Raw genomic sequence first — 21,797 nt, forward strand, 5'->3', positions numbered from 1 at the left:
TACTGACAGCAGTCTTTTGCCGTCCGAAATTTGATCATGGGTGCATGAGGGTTCTGCACGTTCGTAAAATGGCAGTTTTGGCTATTTTGCAAGCACTTTGATCAAGAAGTGCCCTATAAGCGAGACTCTGATAATGCTTGCGGAGCAGTTCTACTGTTTGATGAATGTCAGTGACTCAATTTTCATAGGTTTTCTGACAGGCACTACTTAGCCGAGAAGTACATATCGTTATAAGACTCTTAATAAGGACATTCGGCTAATAATAAGGTCATCACCCGCTGATGACTCGAAAGATCAGAAATTTCCCTCTATTTTCTGGATGAATCAGGGGAACACCGAGCCGCTTAGTACGAACGTACTCTGAACTATCCGTTTATTTTCTGGTCATAACTACCATTGATGAACTACGAGTTCGTGTCTCTGGCTCATTGCTTGAGCTTGCTGCTGATTCAACCGGCATCCCAAAGACAGGTTCCTTTCCGCCTTAACCAGATCAGGCGTTCATCGTTTGGCCACATTCAGGTGAGAAGGAACCACTGTTTATGAGTGAAGATATGCAACAGCCAGAAATCAGGGAAAGAAAGAACGGTCAGACCACATTCAGCCACTCCAGCCCTTTGCTGGAATGCCTGCTGCAACTCTGCCGCCATTATCACATAAACGCTTCATCCAGTACGCTTGTTGCAGGCCTGCCCCTTGAAAACGGGCAGCTTGATGTTCCACTGTTTATCAGGGCCGCTGAACGGGTTGGGCTGTCAGCCAGGCCTCTTAAGAGCCATCTGGCTCAGCTCAGCGCCCTGGTTCTTCCTGCCGTTTTACTGCTTAACAACCATCGTGCATGCCTGATTACCGACAGGGTCGGCGAGCAGTACCGGGTACTGACTACGGAGTCCGGAGGTAGCGAACTGGTTGATAGTACCGTACTGGAACAGCAGATGACCGGCGAGGTTATCTTCGTCAAGGAAAAACACCAGTACGATGAAAGAACCCCGGAAACACTGAACCTGCCAGAACGTCACTGGTTCTGGGGAACCCTGCTGCGCTCGCGTAAAATCTATCGTGACGTCATCATCGCCTCAGTGGTCGTCAACCTGTTCGTCATTGTCAGCCCACTGTTCATCATGAACGTCTATGACCGCGTGGTACCCAATAACGCGACAGACACTTTATGGGTGCTGGCCATCGGTGCAGGTGTTGCCTATTTTCTTGATTACCTGCTGAAAACAGCCCGGTCACACTTTATTGATATTGCCGGTAAAAAGTCAGACATTCTCTTGTCGGCACAGCTGTTTGAACAGACATTAGGACTACAGTTTTCAGCTCGTCCTGTATCCGTGGGCTCCTTCGCCCGCCATCTGCAGGAATTTGACTACATCCGTGAATTTATTACTTCCTCGACCATTGCTACCCTGGTCGATCTCCCTTTCACCCTGCTGATTCTTGCCGTTGTCGGTCTGCTTGGAGGCCCTCTGGTACTGGTTCCACTGACAGGCATTCTGATTATTGCCCTGCACAGCTGGTTTATTCAGCCCGGGCTTCGGTCTGCCATAGAAAACACCCAGCGTAGCAGCACCCAGAAACACGCTGCCCTGGTTGAAATCCTAAGTGGTATTGAAGGCATCAAGGCCAAAAGTGCCGAAGGGGAACTTCAGTATCGCTGGGAAAAACTCACAGGCCATATTGCCATGTGGGATATCCGCACCCGCTCCCTGACCACCTCTGCCGCAACACTGTCTTCACTGATCATTCAACTGGTCACCATTGGCATCGTGGTCTGCGGTGTTTATCTGATTGTTGAACAGAGCCTGAGCATGGGTGGGCTGATCGCAGCAGTTATGCTCTCAGGCAGAAGCCTGGCACCCATTGCACAGCTATCCTCGCTTTCAACCCGCTACTATCAGGCCAAGTCTGCGCTGATCGCCCTGAATAAAGTGATGGACCTGCCCACTGAACAGCAGAATCACAACAGCTCACTGAAAACACCGGATATCTCTGAAAATATCCTTCTGGAACGAGTCAACTTCCAGTACCCCAAACAGCATGGAATGGCACTTAACAACATCAACCTTGAAATCAAGGCAGGTGAGAAGGTCGCCGTTATTGGTCGTATGGGCTCCGGAAAAAGCACTTTCCAGCGCCTGCTTATGCGTTTCTTTACGCCAACCGGCGGGCATATCCGTGTTGACGGCATTGACCTGCAACAACTCTCACCCCATGAGCTTCGCGACCGCATAGCCTATGTGTCACAGGACACTCAACTCTACTTTGGTACCGTCAGGGACAACATAACCCTGGGAACCGGTTATGTCGACGACGAAGCCGTTCTGGAAGTCGCCGGGTTATGCGGCGTCACTGAATTTACCAACCTTCACCCCCTCGGTCTGCAAATGCCTGTTGCCGAGCGGGGCAGTAACCTGTCCGGCGGCCAGCGCCAGAGCGTTGCACTTGCCAGAGCCCTGTTGAGCAATCCCAGTGTTTTACTGTTTGACGAACCCTGCAGTGCCATGGACAGCCTCGCAGAATATCAGTTCCGGGAACGCCTCAGAGAGCTGGCCGAAGACAAGACTCTGATCATTACCACCTACAAGAGCAGTATGCTCGATCTGGTAGATCGTATCATCGTTTTCGATCGCGGCAACCTGATTGCTGACGGACCTAAGGAAAAAGTCATTGAAGCTCTGGAACAGGGAAAGGTGACGCTATGAAAAACAAACTGAGAACCGCATGGCAGCGTTTTCTGGGAGGTATTAACCACTACCGTCAGCAGCAATTGTCCATGGACTACATGCCAGACACCAGTGCTGCCATCCTGACCCAGTCACCCAGAGGCGGGCGCGCACTCATTTACCTGTGCATGGCCACCGTGGTGTTTTTTCTGATCTGGGCAGGATTTGCCAAACTGGATGAAATTGCCCGGGGTGTCGGCAAAGTGGTGCCATCTTCAAGGGTACAGGTTATACAAAACCTGGAAGGCGGCATCATCTCGGATATCTACGTCAGTGAAGGCGACCGGGTTAAAGCAAATCAGTCACTGATGCAGCTGGACAACACGCGCTTTCTGTCTGTTGTGAGGGAATCTGAAGTTGAATATTCCAGCCTTAAAGCGACCGCTTATCGTCTGCGCAGCGAAAGTGATGGTGCCGACCTGTATTTTGGCGACGACGTTAAAGATCAGGATAAAGACATCATTCGGGAAACCAATCTGTTTAATAACCGTCTAATGACGCTGAAGACTGAGCTGACGATTGCGGAGGAAAAGGTTAATCAGAGTCGTCAGGAACTGAGCGAAATGCGCTCCAGAGAAAAACACCTGAAAAACAGTCTGAAGCTGGCCAGTCGTGAGCTGGAGCTCACCAGACCGCTGGCAAGGCAGGGAGCCGTTTCAGAAGTCGAGCTTCTGCGACTGGAGCAGAGAGTGAACGAACTGGCCGGCGACCTTGACGGTGCCAGACTGGCTATTCCAAGACTGGAGTCGGCGTTACAGGCAGCGCAGCAACGAGAACCGGAGCTGCGACTGAACTTCCGCCAGAAAGCACTGCACGAACTGAAGGAAAACGGTATCCGCATGGCCCAGCTGGAAGAGCATCTGACGGCTCAGAAAGACCGGGTTAACCGAACGCTGGTGCGTTCACCGGTCGACGGTACAGTAAAAAAGATTAACTCCAATACCCTGGGCGGTGTTGTGCAGCCCGGCATGGAATTAATGGAGGTGGTTCCACTTCAGGATCAGCTATTGATCGAAGCGCAGATCCGCCCGAAGGATATTGCTTTTCTGCGACTGGATCAGCCCGCCATTATCAAAGTCACAGCTTATGATTTTGCGGTCTACGGCAGCCTCAGAGGACAGGTCGAACACATAAGCGCCGATACGATTCAGGACGAAAACGGCCAAAGCTTCTATATTGTTCGGGTCAGAACGGAAAAAAGCCACCTTGGCAGCTCCGAAAAACCACTGCCGATCATTCCGGGAATGCAGACCAGTGTAGATATTCTGACCGGAAAGAAGTCAGTGCTGGACTACATACTGAAGCCAATTATTCGTGCCAGGAAGAATGCCATGAGGGAACCCTGATTCAGAAAATAATCTGAGCAATAACCTGAGTCAAGGTATGCAGTTTGCGCAGATACACCTGCATCACAGCACCTTCATCGCTGCACCTTACATCGCTGCACCTGCATCGTTATAACGACATCGTTTCAACGACAGGTGCCTGAACGAAATTTCAGAAAAACGAGGCTTGGTGAATAACACTGATTCATCAGCCAGATAAAGAATTTTGACATGAAGTTGTCAGCAGTTTAATGGTTGTCGAGGTATAAAATGGCCCCAGTTTATAATCCACAAAATGCACCGGTTTTCTTCATTGGCGTCAAAGGTGATGTCATCATCAAGGATCAGTCCGGTAATGACATAAAGCTTAAGAAAGGCGATAAAATACCTTCTGATGCCAGAATTATTGTCGGTGACGGCGGCAAAATTGTCTTTAAGCAGGCAAACAAGACCCTGAAGTATGACAGCCAGGGTGAAGCCAGCCTCAGCACCGCACTGACAGAATCATCTGATGCGACACAGGATCCCGGAATAAAAAATCTGGTTAAAGCCGCTGAACAGATCACAACCACCCCGGAAAGACCCTCTGAGGCAACGCCGATCCAGCAGCCACTGGCAAAACCTGTTGCCCGCCCAGACACATCGACGCCCTCTCCAACACCTGCCAAACAGGGAATATCGGAACCCCCTGAAATTGTAAATGCAGACAGAGGAGAAGCCCCCCAGGCTGACGCCACAGAAATTGTGACCAAAATGGCAGAACAGGTTGCCTCCAGAAGTGACGCCATCAAAGCGTCAACAACAGAAGCAGAGGCTCCATCATCCGCTGCCGGTGAAACAGTAACCGTTGAGCGCAACCATAAATCGGTTGCGCCTGATGAAACGCCTTTACCTCCGGCAGCACCAGATATCACTTCGTTTGCACCCAATACGGGTTCAGGTGATGACAATATCACCTCAGAAAAAGAACTGACCATCAGTGGTACAGCCCCGGCTGGTACTCATCTGGAATTCGATAATCCAGCAAGTGATGACAACTATAACTTTGTCACTTATAACAAAGCAGCTGTCATCACAGGTACAGCAACCCCCGGTTTGACATTCATACTGACTCAGGGTAACAACCGCTGGGACATCACCGCTGATGACAAAGGAACATGGTCACAGGCTGTCACCAACCTGAACGACGGATTAGCAGAGTTCACTGCATCATCGGTCAGTGTGGCCGGTGTCGAAGTACATAAAACGGCAAAACTACTGGTTCAGTCCACCCCTTACGATTTTCAAATCCAGCCAGATACCGGCATCAGCGACACTGACGCCATAACCAACTCAGAAGACCTGTTGCTTACCGTGAAGTCACAACCGGATGCAACGGTTGTTCTTACCATTCTGGGCAAAGACCTTGAATCAACGGTCAATAAGGACGGTCTGGCAGAGTTCCCTGTTACCCTGGCTGGAGACAGTGTCTATAACTGCCAGCTAAAAACCATTTATACCAACAATGAAGGTGAGTCTGACACTGTAGAAGAAACGATAACACTCGATACGACCCCTGCAATTATCAACCTGGACCAGCTTCAAAGCATCTATAAAGACTCTGACGTCAGTTTTACTGGTCAATGCGACGAGAACGGCAGCACTGTTTCAATCAAACTCGTCAATGTTTTCAAACCAGGAGTCAGTGTTTCCACAGCTGCAACAGTAGAAAACGGAGTTTTCAAGGCGACAGCGACTGTACCCGAGCAAGGCGAGTATCGGGCTGAAGTGAGCGTTGTTGATGTGGCCGGTAATGCAAGCAACCCTCAGGACTATACCTTCGAGTATCAGCCTCCAAAACCTGAGCTGGTCATTCTTACCCGCCCGGACGATTCATCAGCGAATGCCAATCCGGAATGGACAGGCACATTCCCTCACGAGGGTAAGCTGCAAATCAGCTTTGCTGGTAAAACAGACACCATTACCGTTCAGGCTGACAATACCTGGAGCTATCAATTCAGCGAAGCATTCGACTTCGAACGACATACAGTAACTTTCACAGGGACTCAGGCCGGTCTGCCAGGCTCGGCGATAGAACAGGATTCATTTACAGTTGTGATGCCTGAAATGCAACTGACCATAGATGACGCTCCGGCAGAACGTACGAACCTTCTCCTGACCGAATGGAAAGGTTCTGGTGCAGCCCCTGATGCCAAAGTTACCCTGACTCTGACACCCGTTAAAGGCGATGTTGTTGAGCAAACTGTTGATGCTGATGATCAGGGCTTCTTTACCATAGCGTTGAAACTGAATGAAGGTAACTACAGCACTGCCCTGAACGCTACAGCCAGCGGTTATCAGGATGCAAGCCTGACTGGCAGCAATGTTACCGTTGATCGCACCGGCCCGGTGTTGCAAGTCGACCCCGGCTTCAAGCCTACAGCAGGCACCTGCACCCTGACCGGTAAGGCGCTCGACCAGGACGGTCAGCCAGAATCACAAGGCACCGTGACGATCGAGATACCGAGTATCCAGAAGTCATTTACCGGCACCATCAACAACGGTGATTTCAGTGTCCAGATCAATGGCCTGAAGCCCGAACAAACCTATCAGCTTCATCTGTACGCGACCGACGAATTGCAGAACACCGGTTCGTTACTGGACACCAGCTACACAACGCCTGCCCTGCCGGTCACTGACCTGCAACTCGCCAAGGCGCCTGACAGCCACACCAGCGACAACCTCCTGCAGTGGGAAGGGACAGCGACGCCCGGCGCCACGGTGACCCTGACCACGGCCTCCGGCCAGCCCGTCAGCAAAGAGGTTACGGCTGACGCTAAAGGTTTCTTCGTCGTCAGTGAAACAGTGGCCGAGGGTCAGTACACCGCGTCACTCTCTGCCACTGCGGCAGGTCTTCAGCCCGCTGCCCTGCCCGGCAAGACCATCACTGTCGACCAGACCGGTCCGGTGCTGACCATTGACCCGAACTTCCAGCTGACGGCCGGGTCCTGCACCCTGACCGGTAAGGCGCTCGACCAGGACGGTCAGCCAGAATCACAAGGCACCGTGACGGTCGGGATACCGAGTATCCAGAAGTCCTTTACCGGCATCATCAACAACGGTGATTTCAGTGTCCAGATCAATGGCCTGAAGCCCGAACAAACCTATCAGCTTCATCTGTCCGCGACCGACGAACTGCAGAACACCGGTTCGTTACTGGACACCAGCTACACAACGCCTGCCCTGCCGGTCACTGACCTGCAACTCGCCAAGGCGCCTGACAGCCACACCAGCGACAATCTCCTGCAGTGGGAAGGGACAGCGACGCCCGGCGCCACGGTGACCCTGACCCTGACCACGGCCTCCGGCCAGCCCGTCAGCAAAGAGGTTACGGCTGACGCTAAAGGTTTCTTCGTCGTCAGTGAAACAGTGGCCGAGGGTCAGTACACCGCGTCACTCTCTGCCACTGCGACAGGTCTTCAGCCCTTCGCCCTGGCCGACAAGACCATCACTGTCGACCAGACCGGTCCGGTACTGACCATTGACCCAAACTTCCAGCTGACGGCCGGGTCCTGCACCCTGACCGGTAAGTCACTCGACCAGGGCGGTCAGCCAGAATCACAAGGCACCGTGATGGTCGGGATACCGAGTATCCAGAAGTCCTTTACCGGCATCATCAGCAACGGTGATTTCAGTGTCCAGATCGATGGCCTGAAGCCCGAACAAACCTATCAGCTTCATCTGTCCGCGACCGACGAACTGCAGAACACCGGTTCGTTACTGGACACCAGCTACACAACGCCTGCCCTGCCGGTCACTGACCTGCAACTCGCCAAGGCGCCTGACAGCCACACCGGCGACAACCTCCTGCAGTGGGAAGGGACAGCGACGCCCGGCGCCACGGTGACCCTGACCCTGACCACGGCCTCCGGCCAGCCCGTCAGCAAAGAGGTTACGGCTGACGCTAAAGGTTTCTTCGTCGTCAGTGAAACAGTGGCCGAGGGTCAGTACACCGCGTCACTCTCTGCCACTGCGACAGGTCTTCAGCCCGCTGCCCTGCCCGGCAAGACCATCACTGTCGACCAGACCGGTCCGGTACTGACCATTGACCCAAACTTCCAGCTGACGGCCGGGTCCTGCACCCTGACCGGTAAGGCACTCGACCAGGGCGGTCAGCCAGAATCACAAGGCACCGTGACGGTCGGGATACCAAGTATCCAGAAGTCCTTTACCGGCATCATCAGCAACGGTGATTTCAGTGTCCAGATCGATGGCCTGAAGCCCGAACAAACCTATCAGCTTCATCTGTCCGCGACCGACGAACTGCAGAACACCGGTTCGTTACTGGACACCAGCTATAAAACGCCTGCCCTGCCGGTCACTGACCTGCAACTCGCCAAGGCGCCTGACAGCCACACCAGCGACAATCTCCTGCAGTGGGAAGGGACAGCGACGTCCGGCGCCACGGTGACCCTGAACCTGACCACGGCCTCCGGCCAGCCCGTCAGCAAAGAGGTTACGGCTGACGCTAAAGGTTTCTTCGTCGTCAGTGAAACAGTGGCCGAGGGTCAGTACACCGCGTCACTCTCTGCCACTGCGACAGGTCTTCAGCCCGCTGCCCTGACCGACAAGACCATCACTGTCGACCAGACCGGTCCGGTGCTGACCATTGACCCGAACTTCCAGCTGACGGCCGGGTCCTGCACCCTGACCGGTAAGGCGCTCGACCAGGACGGTCAGCCAGAATCACAAAGCACCGTGACGGTCGGGATACCGAGTATCCAGAAGTCCTTTACCGGCATCATCAACAACGGTGATTTCAGTGTCCAGATCAATGGCCTGAAGCCCGAACAAACCTATCAGCTTCATCTGTCCGCGACCGACGAACTGCAGAACACCGGTTCGTTACTGGACACCAGCTATACAACGCCTGCCCTGCCGGTCACTGACCTGCAACTCGCCAAGGCGCCTGACAGCCACACCAGCGACAATCTCCTGCAGTGGGAAGGGACAGCGACGTCCGGCGCCACGGTGACCCTGACCCTGACCACGGCCTCCGGCCAGCCCGTCAGAAAAGAGGTTACGGCTGACGCTAAAGGTTTCTTCGTCGTCAGTGAAACAGTGGCCGAGGGTCAGTACACCGCGTCACTCTCTGCCACTGCGACAGGTCTTCAGCCCGCTGCCCTGACCGACAAGACCATCACTGTCGACCAGACCGGTCCGGTGCTGACCATTGACCCGAACTTCCAGCTGACGGCCGGGTCCTGCACCCTGACCGGTAAGGCGCTCGACCAGGGCGGTCAGCCAGAATCACAAGGCACCGTGACGGTCGGGATACCGAGTATCCAGAAGTCCTTTACCGGCATCATCAACAACGGTGATTTCAGTGTCCAGATCAATGGCCTGAAGCCCGAACAAACCTATCAGCTTCATCTGTCCGCGACCGACGAACTGCAGAACACCGGTTCGTTACTGGACACCAGCTACACAACGCCTGCCCTGCCTAAACCTGTTGCTTATGATTTTGCGGTGACTTCTGATCTAAAGACGGACGCCCAGTCTATCGTGCTTAAAGGTACCCACCCTCTTCCAAGAGGCAGGGTACAACTTAAACTGACGGGAGATAATGTTAATACGATTAATAAAAATAGCGGCATAATCACAGGTAGAGCAAAAAACCATGAATGGAGTATTGAGCTTAATAATCTCTTGCTTAAACAGAAGGCACAACTCAGCCTCCATGCAATGGACGACGCAGCAGAAGCAAAAAATGCCAAATTTTTGCCCAATGTTCCGGAACTTCAGGAAACGTTAGTTGTTGATGGTGATGCAAGGGATAGCAGTATTGGAAACCTGAAGGCTCTGAGTGGGGCTGGCGTTTATGGTCACCACATCGTTATGTATGCCGCTAAATGCAGTGGTAAATGCAATAACAAAGATGGTCTGGAACCATGGAAGGTGGAACTCACTTCTCCAGTTCAGCCAGGCGCTAAGGTTCTGGTCACTCTTGATACTGACACTGTGACTGTCAAAGGTAAGCCGCAGAAAATTCAAGACAGACCTTACATTAAACCGACCAAGCTTGATGACAGTGGCAAGGCTATTCTTGAACAGCCTCTCGACTATACAAAGAAAGGCAATTTAAAGATTGATCTCTCAAAGGAGCATTTGAAGCCCGCCACAATCCGATTCAAAGCTGAAGGCCTGGAACATAGTGAAGAAGTGTTCGTTGGCGTAGAAACACCATCACTCCATTACACCTTTGATAATATACAACCAGGGCAGGATATTCTTGTTTCACAAAGCTACCCTGCTTATGCAATGGTCTTAGGCTCTGTTAATCAAGTACAGGGATCAGTAGGTTCTGGTTTGCAACTTGGCAAGGGGTCTTTACAAATCCAGGACTTCAAAGATCTGTTTAACGATAGTTATACGATCTGTTTTGATATTAAAACTTCAGCAAAAGCCTTAACAAGCAACCAACTATACCCAGCCCTTGCCGGTTACTACGACCAAACATCAAACACTGGTGCTAAAACCCACCTGTTTGGCGCTTTTAACGAAAAAGGGCAAATTGGTATCGCTGATCACAACAGTGGTTACTTTGCCGAACCTGTCGTTGCAGATGGTCAATGGCATTCGGTTTGTATCAGTCGAAACCTCCTGGCAAAGCAGGATATGTCGACTTATCGTATGCTAATCGACGGCAAGCAGGCTGAAATTTCCAAGGATGGAAGCTCAGTCAAAGGTAAAGAGGCACTGATGGTACATGGGACTATTTTAAACTCACCAGTCAGTGAATATCCCATAGAACTTCTGGGTGGTGTCACTAAATCTGACAGCCCCGATGAGTTTGAGTACCTGGATGCGGTTCTGGATAACTTTACAGCCTATCCAATTAACATGGAAATACCCAATGAATCATCAGCTTATGCTCATGTTCACTGGCACTGTCCTGATGGAGACATTTGCTTCTACGAAAGTGAATTCCCTGCCGGCCTGATGATTAATGAAATAATGGGAAGCAAGCTGACACCTGACAGCTCTCTCTACTTGCAACTCCAGCCTGATGTTTCAAATAAATCTCTGGGTACAAGCTTTACCGTCAAGTACAAGGGAACAAGTCTTGATCCTCAGGATGTGTCTCCCTCTGGTGATAATGTTTACAAGCTAGACGGCGTCAGTGCTGAAAATCTTGCGACACTGACTGTGCAGCCTGCTGATCCCAAAGCCGCACATAAGTTTGAGCTGCATTTTGACCGTACAGAGTCCGACCTTATCAGGGGTGCAGATAAAGACGTTTCAATGCCTGACGGTATTATTAAATTTGATTCATCGGCTTCCCCATTGGGTAGCGGTATCAGTTTTGGTGTCGGAAAAGAGCAGTCTTACTCGCCTTCTGAAGGCGATCCAAACTGCATTTTAGAAGACCGGCATCTTGTTACTGAGCCAGGCACAATCATCAATAGCTATGATATCGACTATTCTACGATCATAGACCTGAATGGTCTGAAGGCACTTAAAATCCTAACGCAAGAGTCTGACATGAACGCTAAGCTGCACCAGCTTATGAGCGAAGGCTCGGCGCAGCAAGGTACTGAACACCAGGTTCAACTTCAGGATCCTTGCATTCTAAAAGATCCTTCTTGCACAAATGATCCTCTGGTCACTATCAATACAGTTGATAATAACCCTGCGATTGCTCTTAGCCTGGATGGTCAGATCACTTATTATCAGCATACTTAATTCTATTCCTGCTTAATCAGGAATTCTGGTCCCCGGGTTATAACCTTATTGGTTATAACCCGGGATTCTTGTTCCACTCACAGGTAATAAATCCGAGCTTGAACATGAACAAGAAAGAACTTGTTGAACAGGTAGCCGAGCGGTCTGGTTTATCAAAAAATAAAGCAGAGCTGGTCGTCAATACCTTTATGCATCAAACTCAGGACTCTCTTTCTATGGGAAACGCCCTGCAGCTGATTGGTTTTGGTACATTTTCGGTGACGGATCGGGCAGCCCGTAAAGGAAGAAACCCCCAAACCGGTCAGGAAATTCATATTCCTGCCTGTAAAATGCCCCAATTTAAACCGGGAAATAAACTGAAGGAAGCCATTAAGTAAAAATAATTAATTATTTATTTTTCTTCTTACCTGGCTTTCAAATTATTCGTCCGTTGAAGTATTAAACAACAAGCCTCATAGCCATCAAGTGTTCGAATTTCTATTGATACCAATCAAATTTATTAGCTTCATCATGAGCATGGCTTTTGGGGCGGTTAAACAATACCCAATAGCGTTTTCTTAACCACAAAAACAGGGCAAATCATAATGATTCTGCCCTGTCCATAAACAGTAAAAAGAGAGTGAAGTGTACCAGTCAGGCCATAGCCTTCATGACATTAAGAATGGCTCTTTTTTTCTTCAGGTTCATCCGGTTTAATGCTCGCAAAATTTCACTATCGACTTCCGTATCACAGATCGAATCAACCGGTGATGTCAGATACTGATTACCCCGCCCTGTGGCTAACCATTCAAAAGAGATTTCCAGAATTTCTGCCATCTTGCGCAGATTTTCCAGGCTCGGGCTGCTCATTTCCGTTTCCCACTGTGCCAGAGCGCTACGGGAAACCCCAATCAAATCAGCCAAAGCCTGTTGCGACAAGCGCTTTTCCTTACGCGCTCGCAATATTCGTGTTGTCAGGTTCATCCATGAATTCTCGTGTACGAAAATTAAACCTCTTATTAAAAATCAGTGTAACACATCACCCGGTAATGAAATGTTGCGATTAAGCAGTCATATACTGCTCGCTGCTTCATGAATCATGCTCTTTGCTGCGTGATCATCTGTCCGTCCAGTGTTGGCTTCATGGTATTCATCACCTCATCCACACTGATCGCCTTCAGGCACTGGTTATCAAAACAGGTGGTTTTTCGATGGTTCCCTGCACTGACACAGGGAGAGCAGGCCAGCCCGGCATAAATAGGTGTTGAGTTACCCAATGCCCCGTACAGCTTTGGAGTTTCCGGACCAAAAATAACAAAGGTTTTAAGATCAGTGACCGACGCAAAGTGTGGTGGCCCGGAGTCATTCGACAGCATAAGGTAGGAAACTGAATACAGTGGTACCAGCTCTGCAAAAGTAAACACGCCGGCACTATTAACACAACGTTCATGGCTAACCATCTGCTTAAGTTCTTCAGCCCCGTTTTTTTCAGCAGGCGCGCCGGTAATCACCACCAGAATATCCTGATATTCATCCAGTACCCGGCTAATGACACTGGCATAACGATCCCGCATCCAGCGACGCTGAGGTAACAGGTCACTGGCATTCGGGTTAACCAGCATCACTCTGAATTTGTCGGTGCTGAAGTCCGGCTTCAAATCCACCAGCTTGCTCAGCACCGACTCTTTAAGCTGATCATCCACCTCAGCACGCGCCAGTTCGATGTCATTCTGGTCCAGCAGTTTCCTCTGGTAAGGCTGCCCTTTCTCCCCCAGACAAGCCTGAACCAACGCCATAAAGTTCAGAGAAATATGGTGATGAGGGTTATACATAACCGGATGAGTCAGGAAGTTGCCCCGATACAAACCCTCTTCATGCACTCCATGGTAACCCGTGCGATTCACCGCCCCGGAGAGTCGTGACAACAACGCCGTAAAGCGGGAAAACAGTTCCAGATCAATCGTTGTATCAATGTTACGCTGACGGCACCAGACCAAGAATCGCAGGCTATCATACGCCAGCGTAAATAAACTGTCTGGCCGAATCGTAAAAATCTGCTCAGCAGGAATCGTGTTCAGCAGCTTCAGGCTGGCCGCATTTTTTTTAAAAATAACAAAGTGCAGTGTTTTGCCCTGATCTTTCAGCCAGCGCATTGCCGGGTCGGCCAGGATCGCACTGCCCATTTCAGACAGCTCAATAAACAGTACATTCTCAGGCTGTTTTTCCTTTGGCCTGAAAATCAGTTCTTTAACTTTAAACAACAGCTTCAACAGAAAACACAACGGCACACCAACATAGTGGTCGATTACCCTCATGGTATCTACTTTCATGGGACTACCCTTCCCTTACACTGGCATCTCGACCAGTGGCAAAAATAAACACAGACGCAAACGTAAAATTAAACATCATACCCGCCAGAACACCCGCAACCATTGCCAGCATCTTAAAGTCCGCAAAGAACGGAACAAACTCTGTCAGCAGGTAATAAGAACCCCAGTTTGGCAGGAAGCTGACCATACACATGGACAGATACTTGATCCACTGGGGAGCCTTCTTCCTTTTTTCCACATGGCTGAAGGTAAACGTCCGGTTCCAGAACCAGTTCCAGCTGGCCGCGACCCAGTAAGAGCCGCCACGGGCCACCTGGTGTTGAATACCCAGCGCAGACGACAGCAACCAGTAAATGCCCATATCGACCACAAACCCGGTTGCGCCCACAAGGCCAAACTTAACCAGCCGCTGAACCAGCTTATAGCCTTTATTGGCCAGAGTGCCTTCAACAAACAGGTCAGCCTCTACATAATCTTTGTAAAGGGTAAACATCGTCACCAGTGCCAGCACCAGAGAAAGCCCTGACAGAGCATATTGCCAGTAAATCAGGAACGGGAAATACTCCTGGAAACCATTGTCATAAAATGGCAGGAAAACCGCACAGACACCGGTCAAAAAAAGCATAAACAGGCGGGATTTCAAGCCAGAACCGATTCGGTCAGCCAGCGTAGAACCGATAACCGCTGCCAGGATTCCTACCCAGATTCCCCAGACCAGATCCTGCGGCCAGTGGGCTCCGACAACGATGCGTGAAAAGGCAACCAACGCACCAAACAGTAACACCCACCAGCGAACGGCTCCCTTGAAATGTGCCAAAACCAGCCCTACCAGAAGAAAAACAGTGCCGGTATGTCCAGAAGGCAATGAGTTCTTGCGGACGGTTGGCCCGATAATATTCACCATGTCGCTTCCCAGCTCACCTGCAGGGCGCAGCGAGTCGATAATCGCTTTACCACCATTGAGCAAAACAGCACCGGTTAATATGGTCAGGATGACGGCCAGCTGCTGCCTGGGCTTCATCACAAACAGCAGCATGGTCAGGGGAAAGAGAAAGAAGCCGTCACCAAAGTTGGTGAGAACAACCCACAAGGCGTCACTGCCAACGGTGTTGTCAGGATTATTCAGCCAAAGGAAGGTTGACTGGTTGATGCTGTCAAAATGAAAGACCAGAGCGAAGGGCAACAGCAGCAAAGTAGCCCATCTCAACAGACGGAAGTACGGATTTTGATCAGATAAAAAAGTCTGGAGCATCCCTTGTTGTCTCGTGGACATAGAATAGTGGGGCGTCATTATAACAATCGTGCTATTTGAAGAAAGTGAACTTGGAACAAACGAGTATAATTGCCATAAAAACTCCCGCCAGCCATCCAGTCTGACATAGATAAGTAGGCATTCACGCTCTGTTTAATAGGAAAATGCCGCCATTACGCCACTTTGTAAAGAGTACTTTGTAAAGAACTCGCAGCAAAGGGCGGCATATTCATTGGATGCCATTAAGCGAATGGCTATTTCAACGCCGGATCACAGTAGTAAAACTGGAAGCGGTTGACCTCAACACCGTCCACACCCGTATTCAGGACATCCCGAAGCTGGCAGACGATACCTGATTTTTCATAGCGCCCGTCCTCAGGGACTGAGCGGTTATCACGGATCAGAATACCCCGGGTGTCAGAGTCAGGCCTGCCGTACCAGAAATCGAACTGGGAAACCCTGCCGCTAATGACCTGCACTGGCAAAGGATAGGCATACCAGGCAATACGGCTGGCACGCACCCAGTTATCCACCAGCAGCACCGGCTCATCACTGCCCGTTTCCTGACGAACCTCTTCCAGCAGTTGCCGGGCATGAATCGCAGCCTGCTTCCAGCCCACCAGGTCTTTAATGGCTCCTTTCATAAACGGAAATGTTGACAGCGGCATAAAGGCAAGAAACGCAAAAACAAAAGCAATAATACTGACAGAAAGCACACTGGAAACCAGCGTCAGGATTTTAACCCACAGTTTCTCCCAGCTCAGGCAAATCCAACAGGCACTGAGAGGTGCCAGAACCGTCCACATCATTGCGGGCCAGTTAGGTAATACAGCATCACCACCGGCAGAATAAGCCACAACCAGCAGGCCCGGCCAGGCACTCCAGATGATCAGCCAGGCTGCTGGCCTGTGTTCCTGAGGAAAGCGACCACGCAGTACACTGATCACAACGGCAATGCCAGCCACGTAAGCGAGAAGACTGTATAACAACATCTGACCGGCCTGCATACCCAGTGCATCCTTCAGGGACCAGGCGCTGACTTCAATGCCTCGGTCCAGCTGATAAGCAAAGGAAGCCCAGTCGTGCTGAAAGTTCCAGATCAGTACCGGCGAAATCAGGATAAGGGCGATACCCGCTGCCAGCCAGGGGCCGGGTTGCCGCAACCAGCGCCACCCCAGGCGCTGGAACATAAAACCTATCAGGCCAATAGGCAGAAAGAGTGCCGTATACTTGGACAGTCCGGCCAGTCCATACAGTCCACCGAGAACCATCCAGTCGACTACCCGGTTATGCAGATACAGCCGCCAGGTCACTTTAACCGCCAGCAGTGCAACCACCATCAACGGCAGGTCCGGAACCATTCCCCAGCCCATCAGCTGCAGGATAGGCGCTGTATTCAGCAGGAACACAGCGACAAGCCCGATTCTGCCGGATTCATCGTTGAACATGGTTTTGCAAAGGCGCAGAACGACAGCACTGGACAACGCATACAACAGCGCAGGGATCAGTCGAATAGTAAACTCGTTATAACCCAGTGGCGCAATCAACCACTGTAACCAGCCAACCATGGGGGGGTGATCAAAATAACTCAGGCCAGGATGCAGGGCATACAATGCATAATGGGCTTCATCAACGCCCAGGGGAAGGCCGGAGGCCAGTGCCAGGTGCACAGCCAATACCGCGAGAATAATTAACCAAGATGTGAGCTGCCGGTTCGACTCTGCCATTCTGTCAACGCTCGAAACAAATCCAAACGCGCAGTTTAATGGGCTGAACCATTTTAAACAATCGTTTTAGGCCTTGCCGCCCCGGAATCAGGACGCCATATGCTTCATCAAAAGCTGGAAAGCCTCATGCCCTAAATAGACACCAACAATCCCCATAACACCAGGCAATACAGGCGGTGCGGGTATAGGCAATTTTAAGAAGCTGAAGAGAACACCAACAATAAATCCGGTGAAAGTCGCAAGCAGAACTTGAGTCATGGTTCAACACGTTAGCGGTTATGAATATTACTCCAATAATAGCCGATAAAAAAACAGTCAAAGATTTCCAACTGAGAAAACAAAAGCGACTGCAGTCACACAACTTCAGTCGCTATTTATCAGACCAGATTCATCGCGGTGCAATGGTTTCCGGGGTCAGGCTGCTGATCCGTTCTGACTTACTGAACAGTAGTGAATACAGCACCGGCACAACACCCAGTGTCAACAATGTTGAAAACAGCAAGCCTGCGATAATCGCCACGGCCATAGGTTCCCACATCAATCCACCCCCCAGATAAAGCGGAACCATGCCCAAAACGGTCGTGGCGGTGGTCAGCAGAATGGGCCTTAAACGACGCTGGGCTGCGACGACAATGGCCTCCTGTATTGGCAGATGATTCTGTTCCTGCTCAAACCTTATACGTTCAAGCAGCACAATGGCATTATTGATCACAATACCTGCCAGGGAAATCACCCCCAGCAAGGTCATAAAGCCAAAGAACGACCGGGCCACCAGCAAACCCGCAATCACGCCAATCATTCCCAGTGGAATCGTCATCAGAATAATGAACGGTTTGCGAATGGAGTTAAACTGCGCCACCAGCAGAATCAGTATGACAAAAGCCGCCAGAGGCATTTTCGCGGCAATAGCGTCGTTGGCTTTGCCAGAACTCTCTGCCTCTCCGCCCAGCTCAAAACGATAGCCTGCCGGCCAGTGTGCCTGCTGCTGTTGCAACCAGGGTGACAACTCAGCAAAGGCTGCAGCTGCCGTTATACTGCCATCCAGCTGAGCACCTACAGAAACCACTTTAAGTGCATCCCGGCGCAGAATTTCGCCCGGTTGCCAGACCATTTCAATGTCCGCCACCTGCTTCAGGGGCAGCGTTTGCCCTGTCGACTGAACAAAGACCGATAACGACTCCAGCTTACCAATGTCCTGTCTGTCTCCTTCAGTAGTGCGCAAAATAACAGGAATGACTTCGCTTCCGTCACGGAACTGAGTCAGTTCCAGACCACTCAGGCCGGTTTGCAACGACATGGCAATATCCTGACTGGTGACGCCTGCCCGCAATGCCCTGGGTTGATTGATGACGACCTGCAATTTCTTAATACGTGGCCCCCAGTCATCGCGTATTGTCTTCAGTCCCGGAACTTCAGACATCTGTTGTTTAACCTGCTGAACCAGCCGGAACAGCTGATCAGTCTCCCGTCCATAGAGGCGCACTTCCACCGGATTTTTAATGGATACACCGCTCTCTATCCTGCGACTGCTGATTTGCAAATCCGGAAACTGGTCAAAACCAAAGGTATCCAGCCTTTGCATCAACTCGTCAATAACCCAGTCGGAACTGGTATTCAGCACCATCAGGGCATAATTGGACCGGGCGGGTTCCGGACTGTGCTGTAAAACAAAACGGCTGCCTCCGGAACCGATATGGCTGATCCAGCTGGTGACCCCTTCGTGGCGTTCCCCGGAAACCGTCAGTTCTTCAGCAATAAAGCGATCCAGCTCATTCACGACTGCCTGCGTTCTGTCAATACTGGTTCCCGGAGGAAGCCGCAACTCTGTCTTAAAATAGAGGCGATCCGAGGCGGGGAAGAAAATCTTCGGCACATACTGAAACGCATTCATCACCCCCACAAACAACAGAATCACCACACCCAGTGTTACCAGACGATGAGCCAGCAATCCGTTCAGCAGACGACGGTAAACGTTATAAATGCCCCGGGTATAATCTGTCTGTTGTGGCTTGACCTTCAGAAACATCACGCACAGCAGAGGAATCAGGGTCAGTGATAACACCCAGGAACACAACAGCGTGATCGTCACTACCAGAAACAGGGAAGCCGTAAACTCACCCACAGCAGACTCGGCCAGATAAATGGGCAGAAAGGCAGCCGCTGTCGTTAATGAAGACGTCAGCAGTGGTATCTTTAATTCACCTGCCGAATCAACCGCAGCCTCAACCGGCTGCTTGCCCGCCTGCATCTGCACCATGGTGTTTTCTGCCATAACGATGCCATTATCCACCAGCATCCCCAGGGCAATAATCAGCGCCGCCAGTGAAATCTGGTCAAGGCCGATCCCCATCAGTGACATCATCAGCATTGCAGCAATCATGCTGGCCGGAATCAGGGTAGCGACAATTAACCCGGTTCGGGGGCCAAGGCTGAACAGCATGACTGCCGACACCACCAGCACCGCCTGCATCAAATTAGAGACAAAATCATTGACCTTATTTTCCACCTCCTCAGGTGAAAAATGCATCAGCTCAAAGTTTATGCCTAACGGATAAATCTCCTGCAACTGCACCATGACAGCTTCAACCTGCTGCCCCAGCTGAATGTTATTTCCTCCTTCCCGCATGGCAATGCCTAAAGCCAGTGCCGGTACTCCAGAGGCTTTAACAAGACTTCGAACCGGGTCAACATAGCCACGCTCAATCGTAGCAACATCGTCCAGGTGCAACACTCTGTCACTGCCCGGTACCGGAATAACCGTCTGACGAATGTCGTTAACACTTTCAAAATTACCCGTCGGCTCCAGTTCAATGCGCTCATGATGCAGATTGATGGCACCACCGGGAACAACAATATTCCGGCTGCTCAGTTGCTGCATCAGCAAACCCGGAGATAAGCCAAGCTGACCAAGGTGATCATTGTCATAGCGAATGAAAATACGTTCTTCCTGGGCACCATAAATCTCCACCTTGGCGACTTCCGGCAACCGCAGAAACTCATCACGGACATCATCAGCAATGCTCTTCAGCTCACGGTAAGAAAAATCCTCACCGGTCAGGGTCACCATCACCCCGAACACCTCACCAAACTCATCATTGACCACAGGGCCAATGGTACCTTCAGGCAACTTACCGGCAATGCCTTCCATTTTACGGCGCAGACTGTCCCATATCGGGCGCATATCGGTATAGCGCTCCTGAATATTAACGGTGACAATTGACGTACCGGTTTGGGATGAGCTTTTGACAAAATCCAGTTCCGGAATTTCCCGAACCGCTTTTTCAATTTTGTCGGTAATCAGGGTCTCAACCCGTTCAGGGCTGGCACCGGGGAACTGGGTAATCACTTTGGCGACACGAATGACGAAACCCGGATCATAAGCTCTGGGAAGATTCTGATATGCCTGCAAACCGGACAACACCAATACCAACAGCAGAACCAGTGTCGTTCGATTATTGACGATTGCAGCGCGGGTTATAGACATCACAGTTCCCCCTCAGTCCATTTGACCCTCATGCCATCCACCATCTGACTCATACCAGCAGTGACAAGCTGCTCACCTGCAACAAGGCCGGAAGTAACTTCGATACCTGAAGCCAGTAACCGCCCCGTTTGCACAGGCCGACGCAACACCACCCCAACACCAGCCTCTGCGGCTTCAACCAGATAAACAAAACGTCCGTCGTTGTCTTCCTGTACCGAGTGTGCGGGTATGACCAGCCAGTCACTGTCAGGTACGACCTGTTTAATGACCACGTCGGCACTCATACCGGGTAAAATCCGGCTGCCGAGAGGGTCAGAGAGAAGAAAGGTAACGGTATAAGTCTGACTGCTACTGTCAGGCTCGACGGCAAAGGCCGATGGTTGCAAGGGAAACGCCTTATCGCCCAGGCCATCAAAACGCGCACTGTAGCGTAAAGGCTGGCGCTCATCCTGAGCACTGGTTATTATGCTCTCCGGCATTTCTACCTTAATCAGCAGTGACGACAGGTCGTGTAACACCATTATGTCCTGTTTGGCTGATACTTCTTCGTAGTTATCCGCATAAACCCTGGCCACCCGGCCACTGAAAGGTGCCCGTAGCCGGGTATAGGCTTTCTCCTGCCGGGCGGTTTCCAGCTGCGCTGTGGCAGTGCTTAATTTAGCTTTCAGGTTATCAACATCAGCGCGGGCAATAGCCCCTTTGCCAACCAGCTGAGTCGCTCTTTCATAATCCGCTTTTGCCACCTCGTAACTGGCCTGCCGGTCTTTCAGACGGATATCGAAATCAACGGACTCCAGTTCAGCAACCACTTCCCCGGCAAGAACAGCGCTACCGTCTTTGACAGACAGTGCAGCCAGACGACCCGACACCCTGAAGCTAAGACTGGCCTGCTGGACAGCTTCGACGACACCGGGAAAGGTTTTCTGTAATCCGGTGTCTGAATGCGACACGGTTACAGAGCGAACGGGGCGAAGTATTTCCTGTGGTTCAGACACCGTCTGGTCACAGCCTGATAGCAAAGTAGCCGCCAGAAACGCAAAGGGAAAAGAAAGCAATAATTGTCTGGTCATTGGCACCGACCCGTATTGTTATTAGTTGCTGTGGGCAACAGCATACCAAATCCTTTATATATGGACACTGTTGTATAAACGGGTATTTGAAAAAAGGACATCTGGAAGGTTCTGCTAAAAGACTGTAGAGTTTCAGGAGCCTAGCCCGACAACATCATCAAACCATAGCTGCGATGGGT

General features: G+C 51.0%; 11 protein-coding genes. 4 read left to right on the forward strand and 7 right to left on the reverse strand.

The genetic code is table 11. From position 1 onward, the window contains the following. Positions 1 to 542: 542 nt before the first annotated feature. The 4 genes from NX722_RS10740 to NX722_RS10755 all read left to right on the forward strand — a co-directional run bounded on the left by NX722_RS10740 (position 543) and on the right by NX722_RS10755 (position 12,153). On the forward strand, positions 543 to 2,705 hold the full coding sequence (locus NX722_RS10740; protein WP_262567965.1) for a type I secretion system permease/ATPase: 2,163 nt from the start codon (positions 543 to 545) through the stop codon (positions 2,703 to 2,705). Further along, the gene (locus NX722_RS10745) at positions 2,702 to 4,072 is read left to right on the forward strand and encodes an HlyD family type I secretion periplasmic adaptor subunit (RefSeq protein WP_262567966.1); all 1,371 of its coding nucleotides are present in this window, start codon (positions 2,702 to 2,704) and stop codon (positions 4,070 to 4,072) included. Before NX722_RS10740 ends, NX722_RS10745 begins: the two co-directional genes overlap by 4 nt. A gap of 249 nt (positions 4,073 to 4,321) precedes the next feature. Further along, entirely contained in the window at positions 4,322 to 11,776 is a 7,455-nt protein-coding gene (locus NX722_RS10750) for a hypothetical protein (protein WP_262567967.1), read from the forward strand. A gap of 104 nt (positions 11,777 to 11,880) precedes the next feature. After that, positions 11,881 to 12,153 carry an HU family DNA-binding protein gene (locus NX722_RS10755; RefSeq protein WP_262568641.1) on the forward strand — a complete coding sequence of 91 codons (273 nt, stop codon included), beginning with the start codon at positions 11,881 to 11,883 and terminating at the stop codon, positions 12,151 to 12,153. 256 nt (positions 12,154 to 12,409) lie between these two features. Here the strand turns inward: NX722_RS10755 and NX722_RS10760 are convergent, their stop codons facing one another. The 7 genes from NX722_RS10760 to NX722_RS10790 all read right to left on the reverse strand — a co-directional run bounded on the left by NX722_RS10760 (position 12,410) and on the right by NX722_RS10790 (position 21,618). Next, entirely contained in the window at positions 12,410 to 12,739 is a 330-nt protein-coding gene (locus NX722_RS10760) for a helix-turn-helix domain-containing protein (RefSeq protein WP_262567968.1), read from the reverse strand. Between the two features lie 113 nt (positions 12,740 to 12,852). Next, positions 12,853 to 14,085 carry a glycosyltransferase family 9 protein gene (locus NX722_RS10765; RefSeq protein ID WP_262567969.1) on the reverse strand — a complete coding sequence of 411 codons (1,233 nt, stop codon included), beginning with the start codon at positions 14,083 to 14,085 and terminating at the stop codon, positions 12,853 to 12,855. A 4-nt stretch (positions 14,086 to 14,089) separates the two neighbouring features. Further along, positions 14,090 to 15,337, reverse strand: coding sequence for a GtrA family protein (locus NX722_RS10770; RefSeq protein ID WP_262567970.1), 1,248 nt, complete (start codon positions 15,335 to 15,337; stop codon positions 14,090 to 14,092). Positions 15,338 to 15,591: 254 nt separating this feature from the next. Further along, positions 15,592 to 17,007 (reverse strand): glycosyltransferase family 39 protein, encoded by a 1,416-nt coding sequence (locus NX722_RS10775; RefSeq protein WP_262567971.1) that lies wholly within the window; start codon positions 17,005 to 17,007, stop codon positions 15,592 to 15,594. A 144-nt stretch (positions 17,008 to 17,151) separates the two neighbouring features. Beyond that, the gene (locus NX722_RS10780) at positions 17,152 to 17,322 is read right to left on the reverse strand and encodes a XapX domain-containing protein (protein WP_262567972.1); all 171 of its coding nucleotides are present in this window, start codon (positions 17,320 to 17,322) and stop codon (positions 17,152 to 17,154) included. Between the two features lie 130 nt (positions 17,323 to 17,452). Next, entirely contained in the window at positions 17,453 to 20,548 is a 3,096-nt protein-coding gene (locus tag NX722_RS10785) for an efflux RND transporter permease subunit (protein ID WP_262567973.1), read from the reverse strand. Further along, positions 20,548 to 21,618 (reverse strand): efflux RND transporter periplasmic adaptor subunit, encoded by a 1,071-nt coding sequence (locus tag NX722_RS10790; RefSeq protein ID WP_262567974.1) that lies wholly within the window; start codon positions 21,616 to 21,618, stop codon positions 20,548 to 20,550. The genes NX722_RS10785 and NX722_RS10790 overlap by 1 nt, the downstream gene beginning before the upstream one ends. Positions 21,619 to 21,797 lie beyond the last annotated feature (179 nt).

The sequence above is a fragment of the Endozoicomonas gorgoniicola genome, assembly GCF_025562715.2.
Classification (GTDB): domain Bacteria; phylum Pseudomonadota; class Gammaproteobacteria; order Pseudomonadales; family Endozoicomonadaceae; genus Endozoicomonas_A; species Endozoicomonas_A gorgoniicola.

What these genes read in the sequence shown, in the direction of transcription:
- NX722_RS10765 (WP_262567969.1), bottom strand. Translation starts at nt 14,085, where the DNA reads ATGAAAGTAGATACCATGAGGGTAATCGACCACTATGTTGGTGTGCCG.
- NX722_RS10740 (WP_262567965.1), top strand. Translation starts at nt 543, where the DNA reads ATGAGTGAAGATATGCAACAGCCAGAAATCAGGGAAAGAAAGAACGGT.
- NX722_RS10760 (WP_262567968.1), bottom strand. Translation starts at nt 12,739, where the DNA reads ATGAACCTGACAACACGAATATTGCGAGCGCGTAAGGAAAAGCGCTTG.
- NX722_RS10785 (WP_262567973.1), bottom strand. Translation starts at nt 20,548, where the DNA reads ATGTCTATAACCCGCGCTGCAATCGTCAATAATCGAACGACACTGGTT.
- NX722_RS10745 (WP_262567966.1), top strand. Translation starts at nt 2,702, where the DNA reads ATGAAAAACAAACTGAGAACCGCATGGCAGCGTTTTCTGGGAGGTATT.
- NX722_RS10780 (WP_262567972.1), bottom strand. Translation starts at nt 17,322, where the DNA reads ATGACTCAAGTTCTGCTTGCGACTTTCACCGGATTTATTGTTGGTGTT.
- NX722_RS10755 (WP_262568641.1), top strand. Translation starts at nt 11,881, where the DNA reads ATGAACAAGAAAGAACTTGTTGAACAGGTAGCCGAGCGGTCTGGTTTA.
- NX722_RS10750 (WP_262567967.1), top strand. Translation starts at nt 4,322, where the DNA reads ATGGCCCCAGTTTATAATCCACAAAATGCACCGGTTTTCTTCATTGGC.
- NX722_RS10770 (WP_262567970.1), bottom strand. Translation starts at nt 15,337, where the DNA reads ATGCTCCAGACTTTTTTATCTGATCAAAATCCGTACTTCCGTCTGTTG.
- NX722_RS10790 (WP_262567974.1), bottom strand. Translation starts at nt 21,618, where the DNA reads ATGACCAGACAATTATTGCTTTCTTTTCCCTTTGCGTTTCTGGCGGCT.